The 3,888-nt window shown below is 60.0% G+C and carries 3 protein-coding genes and 1 pseudogene; 1 reads left to right on the forward strand and 3 read right to left on the reverse strand.

What is annotated here, in order from left to right:
- Positions 1–185: 185 nt before the first annotated feature.
- Entirely contained in the window at positions 186–488 is a 303-nt protein-coding gene (locus Q0216_RS00785; protein WP_298592138.1) for a recombinase, read from the reverse strand.
- Between the two features lie 288 nt (positions 489–776).
- On the opposite strand from Q0216_RS00785, the gene nadE reads away from it, so the two are divergent.
- A complete protein-coding gene (gene nadE, locus Q0216_RS00790) occupies positions 777–1,610 on the forward strand; it encodes an ammonia-dependent NAD(+) synthetase (protein ID WP_298592141.1) in 834 nt (277 codons plus the stop codon).
- Between the two features lie 99 nt (positions 1,611–1,709).
- On the opposite strand, the gene Q0216_RS00795 is transcribed toward nadE, so the two are convergent.
- Positions 1,710–3,224, reverse strand: a complete 1,515-nt coding sequence (locus Q0216_RS00795; protein ID WP_298592143.1) for an MATE family efflux transporter — start codon at positions 3,222–3,224, stop codon at positions 1,710–1,712.
- A 209-nt stretch (positions 3,225–3,433) separates the two neighbouring features.
- Positions 3,434–3,888 (reverse strand): annotated as a pseudogene (locus tag Q0216_RS00800) (sodium:proton antiporter); the annotation flags it as partial.

Here is a 3,888-nt window from a genome sequence, read left to right on the forward strand (position 1 = left end):
TCCGTCCGGTTCAGCCGATTGAGCGTGGCGCGATGGCGGCGTTCCTGCACCGCTATAACGTGCGCGTGCTGAATAACCGCTAGTCGGAGCGTTATATTTGAGCGCTAAATACCCCCGGTGGATGCTGTACGCATCTGCCGGGGGTATTCGTTTAGCTATCTTTTGCCTAAGCTGGTGCGGGCTAGTTAGCGGTGGCGGGCTTCTTTACGGTTGAGCTTCTCAATGGCAGCTTCCACCTTGGACTTGCGGTGACTCAGCTTCCAGAGGCTGAAAGACTGCAGCAAGGTACTCTTACCTATCTCCACGAGGGAGGGCAGCCCCTGCCCGGTAAGCGCCTCATCGATTTCTTCCGGGGTGGCGCCCTGCTCCTTCATCTGCTCGACGATGATGTTCGCCTCCGCTATTTTCCCCGAGGTGAGCGGGTGGTTTTCGAGGCTGGTTTCGATGTCTACGAGCTCGTCGTAGAGTTCAGTTTTTGTTTTTGCCATGGTGCTGTCTTCACCGTCCTTGGTTGACGTGTTCTGTGGCGTAGCGGGTGTGTGGGTGTTTTCCCTCATCACCGGCTATTTTGAACGGTATTTGAACCGTATGTTCATGCTAACAGCCGCACGGGTTGTCGCACAGGGTTTTTACCGGTGAGTATGCTGTGTATTTGCGGGGCTGAAACGATACTGAACCCGCCGCGCGGGCGGGTCTGAACGGACCGTGTGGAACACTACCTTGCTTCCCTCGGCTGTTCACCGCGCGGGCTATAAGGTGGAGCGTACACTTAAGTCATGCGTGAATTACAGGCACAGATCATCCGTGAAATGGGCGTCAAGCCCAACATGACCGAAGAGCAGGCACGCGAAGAAGTGGAGCGCCGCATCCAGTTCATCTGCGACTACCTGGAAGCCACCGGAAGCCGCGGCCTGGTACTGGGCATCAGCGGCGGCATCGACTCCACCCTGGCCGGTCGCCTCTGCCAGCTGGCGGTCGACCGCCTCAACGAGCGCGGCCGCACCACCGAGTTCGTGGCGGTGCGCCTGCCCTACCGTGTGCAGCACGACGAAGAGGACGCTCAGGAGGCGCTGCGTTTCATCCAGCCCACCCGCTCCCTGACCTTCAACATTGCCGAAGCCGTGGACGGTTTCGACAACGCCTACACTGCCGCGACCGGCGAGCAGATCAGCGACTTCAACAAGGGCAACGTGAAGGCGCGCGCCCGCATGATCGCCCAGTACGCGATTGCTGGCGACCCCGGCTACCTGGTGGTCGGTACCGACCATGCGGCGGAGTCCATTACGGGTTTCTTCACGAAGTTCGGTGACGGCGGCGCGGACCTGCTGCCGCTGTACGGCCTGAATAAGCGCCAGAACCAGCTGCTGCTGCGTGTTTTGGGTGCGTCTGAGCGTCTGTGGGCTAAGCCGCCGACTGCTGACCTGCTGGACGGCGTGCCCGGCCGCACCGATGAGGATGAGCTGGGTCTGACCTACCCGCAGATTGATGACTACCTGGAGGGTAAGGAAATCGACGAGGCGGCGGCCGCGAAGCTGGAGCAGATTTACCTGCGTAGCCGCCACAAGCGCACTACTCCGGTGACGATTTTTGATTCCTGGTGGAAGAACTAGGCGGAAGAACTAGCGCCTCCACTAGCGTAGAAACCAACGTAAATGCCCCGGCTCCTTTGATGGAGCCGGGGCTTTTACTATGTTTTCGCAGACCGAGGGCTATGCCTTCTGTTCGGGCTGTGCGCCGGAAACCTGGACAGTCTGAGCGTCAGATTCCTCAGAACCTTCAGCTTCTACCTCAGCTTCAGCGGGCGGCACCTTCGCCCCACCGGTGGCGAGGAACAGCACCAGACCCAGCACGCAGGCGAGCACCTGGGTGAAGGGGAACGCCCAGGTCAGGCCCTTAAAGCCGAACCACATGTTGCCGAAGTACACGGCGGGGAAGAACAGCAGCGCAATGCCGAGGGTCATCAGCATTGCCGGGCCGCCCTTACCGGCCGCCTGGAACCAAGACACGAACACGATGCTGACCGCGTTGAACACGGCGGCGAGCATGAGCGCAATCATAACCTCTTCACCGGTGTCGACAAGGCTTGCGTCGCCGACCACGGCGAGCAGTTCGCGGCGGAAAATCAGCACCGGAATGGTGATAATTGCGGAGGTTGCCACGGACAGGATCGTTGCGGTGCGCAGCGCCTCCTTCACGCGGGCGCCGTTGCGGGCACCGTACGCGTAGGCGTACAGCGGGATACCGCCCATGCACAGACCCATACACAGCATTTCGGGCACCATGTTCAGGCGCATTGCCAGGCCGAACGCCGCCACGGTGTCATCACCGTAGGAGGCGGCGAGGTTGTTCAGCAGCAAGGCGGAGAAGATCAGGTTCAGGCTCTGAATGAGCTCAGCGGCACCAACCGCAACCACGGGCTTGATGATGGCGGGGTCGAGGGAGAAGTCGCGGATATTCGCGGAGAAGTTCTCGCTCTTACGCATCAGGAACAGCAGGTAGTACAGCATGGACGCGCCGTTAGCCAGCAGCATCGCCCAACCGGCGCCGGCAATACCCATACCCATGATGGCGATGAACAGCACGTCGAAGATACAGGTGACGACGGTACCGACGATGATGCCGTACATGGACTGCTTAGCGTAGCCTTCGGAACGGACGAGCTGTTCGAGGGTGAACATACCAATCGCGAGGGGCGCGCCGAGGAACATGAGGTGCACGTAGATGCGGGTCGGTTCGTAGGAGCCACCGGATGCACCCATGATGCTGGTGATCGGGTCGGCGAGGATGAAGCCGATAGCCGCCGCAACAAGACCGGCACCGAGCGCCGAGTACAGCGCGAAGGAGGTGACGCGGTGAATTTCGTGGGCAGGCTGACCTTCGCCGAGCTTACGGGAGGCGAGGGTGGAGGCACCCAGACCGAACAGGCCGGCGATTGCCATGATGACGCCGAAGACGGGCACGCCGTAGCCGGTGGCAGCGAGGTCTTCGGTGCCGCCGTAGTGGCCGACGAAGTAGGAGTTCACCACGTTGTAGATGCTGGTGATGGCGAGGCCGAGCGCCATGGGCACGCCGAGGGAGAGGAGCGCCTTGAGGATGGGGGCGTCTTTGAGCAGGTAGATGTTCTGCGGGTCTTCGCTTGCTCCATGGGGACCCTGGGGACCATGAGAGCCGTGCGGGCCGTGTCCTGCAGCGGGTGCGGTGTTTTCAGTCTGCTGAGGTGCCATAGATTCCTGTGGTTCTGGTCTGTGTCGTGTCCGGTGCGCGGTGAATGACGCAGCTAGAAGCACGATCCGCGCAAAAAACGGGCTAGTGTATTGTACCGTTTTCACGTGGTGGCGGGTCTAGAGGTTTAGACATAAAAAGCAACGAGGCGCCCCTCCCCGTTTAGGGGTGGGGCGCCTCGCCTCATACGTATCGCATGTAGGAGCGTGAGCTATTCGAGCTCAACCGGGCCGAGCACACGTACCTCCTCAATATCCAGGATTTCCTGGATTTGGTGCAGTACGTTCGTGTCGATTCTGCCTTCGTCGCGCAGACGCTTGAGCACGCTGCGTTGCTTCTCCAAATGCCGCAAACGCAGCTCTTTCTCAAAGTCGCCCGCTTCAATAATGAGGCGGGCTTCTTCCGGAGCGTTTGCACCGTGTTTACGAACGGTGTGCAGGTTGCGGTACCTACTCGCGTTGTACATGTGTTCGTCGGCAATGCGGTCAATAACCCACTGTGGTGCACCAATTTCCTGGCCGATTTCAGCCACAGAGTCGAAGGACTCGGCAATTATCGTGCGCACTGCTTCATTAATCTCATCTTCTTCGGCGGTATCAAGCGGGATTTTTGCCCACCTAATAACGAGCGGCAGGAGCATCCCCTGAACCACCATCGACAGCAGAA

It is taken from the genome of uncultured Rothia sp. (assembly GCF_937976295.1).
Classification (GTDB): Bacteria; Actinomycetota; Actinomycetes; order Actinomycetales; family Micrococcaceae; genus Rothia.